Origin of the sequence: Acinetobacter sp. Ver3 (assembly GCF_000632455.1) — a bacterium.
GTDB lineage: Bacteria > Pseudomonadota > Gammaproteobacteria > Pseudomonadales > Moraxellaceae > Acinetobacter.
In genome coordinates, this window is the sequence record NZ_JFYL01000146.1 from 1 (window position 1) to 1843 (window position 1843).

Below are 1843 nucleotides of genomic sequence, written 5' to 3' on the forward strand. Positions count from 1 at the left end.
TGTACAGCCGATACACGATCTAAATGATTATGGTGAGCAAAATTCCGTTGAACAGGAAGATATTTGAATGGCACTCGATTCATGACTTTCATCCTTGAGCTAAATTGATTTCCTTCATATTAAATTTATCTGAATGACTTCATGTGTTTTGTGTTGTTATAAAATAACTTTGTAATGGTGATATATCAGAATTGAAATTTTGTTTGTTCAATGTAAAAAGCGTCATCTACACTGTAATGTAGACAACGCTTTTGTAAATTAAATAAAATATTTTTTATTTAGAGGCGTTTACGTTTTGCAGCAATAATCTGAGACTGGCGCATACGGAAACCTTCTTTCTGCTTTTCTGTTGTTTTATCGATACAATAAACACATGATACGCCATGTTCGTAACTTGGTAATGCTACTTCTTCAGGGGTTAATGGCCAACCACAAGCATGGCACTTCACATTTTGACCTTCTTCCACTCCGTGTGTAACCGCAGTACGACCATCAAAAACAAAGCATTCACCTTCCCATAAACTTTCTTCAGGAGGGGTTTCTTCTAAATATTTAAGAATACCACCTTTGAGGTGATATACCTCTTTAAAGCCTTCTTGAAGAAGTAGTGAAGTTGATTTTTCACAACGAATCCCGCCTGTACAAAACATGGCAATCTTTTTATCTTTATGCTGTTCAAGATTGTTTTTTACATATTCAGGGAATTCGCGGAACGTTTCAGTTTTTGGATCAATTGCCCCTTTGAATGTGCCTGCTTTGTATTCGTAATCATTTCTTGTATCGACTAAGATCACGTCATCACGTGCAATGAGTTCGTTCCATTCTTTAGGGTCTAGATAGTGACCAACTAAGTCGCGTGGCTTCACTGGAACACCTAAAGTCACGATTTCTTTTTTATGTTTGATTTTCATTTTACGGAATGGTTTTTCGTCACTGTGTGACTCTTTATATTCCATGTCATTAAACCCTTCATTTAAAAGGAATTGATGAATGACATCAATTGCATGGCGGTCACCTGCAACTGTTCCGTTAATCCCTTCATGGGCAACAATAAGAGTACCGCATAGGTTGATGGTTTTTACCAACTCAAGTAATTTTTGTTGAAGTGCTAGAGAATCTTCAACTTCTTTAAATTGATAAAGTGCCGCAACAACCCAACCAGTGGTCGCTTGCTGTTCTACAGGTGCAAGCTGTTCTACAGTAGCGTTCATGGAGTACTCCAAATGTATTAATATAGGGATAAAATCAGGCGCGTATTCTAACGCGATTTTTGAAAATATGCGAGAAAGCCATAGAAAATTTATGGTTTTATATGAGGAAAATATTTTGAATACAGCGCGTCGAATCCCTTCATTAACACCATGTGCGGGACGTTGTTCAACAGTGTTTGGTGATGCGGTATGTCGTGGTTGTCGACGTTTTAATCACGAAGTAATTCAATGGAATACTTATAATGAGGAACAACGACTGAGTATTTGGAAACGTTTAGATCAACAACTGGATCAAATTTTGGTTCCAATGCTTCCTCATGCTCAACTTTCTGAGGTGGAAAAATTCATTGAATCAAAAAGAATCCGAGTATTGGAGAATGCTTCAAAAGGCCGAAAATTATATCATGCGCTTAAAATTTGCGAAAAAAACAAGCATTTAGCAGAGCAGAGTGGTTTAGGTATTTCAGCTCCACATGTTAAACCGATCTGGACTGAGTTTGAACGTCGGGTATTGGCTTTGGCGAATGCGAGTTATGAATTAGCTTGGCTAAGAGCAGATGGGATTAGCCAGAGCTTGCAGTTGGTGGATGAAGAGTAATTCTATGATAATTTGCTCTGTACACGACAAATTT

General features: G+C 37.6%; 2 protein-coding genes. One reads left to right on the forward strand and one right to left on the reverse strand.

Annotation, left to right across the window (positions count from 1 at the left end; genetic code table 11):
• Window positions 1–278 precede the first annotated feature (278 nt).
• Entirely contained in the window at window positions 279–1211 is a 933-nt protein-coding gene (locus CL42_RS15990) for a rhodanese-related sulfurtransferase (protein ID WP_035270894.1), read from the reverse strand.
• A 91-nt stretch (window positions 1212–1302) separates the two neighbouring features.
• On the opposite strand from CL42_RS15990, the gene CL42_RS15995 reads away from it, so the two are divergent.
• Window positions 1303–1809, forward strand: coding sequence for a DUF1289 domain-containing protein (locus CL42_RS15995; protein WP_171076814.1), 507 nt, complete (start codon window positions 1303–1305; stop codon window positions 1807–1809).
• Window positions 1810–1843 lie beyond the last annotated feature (34 nt).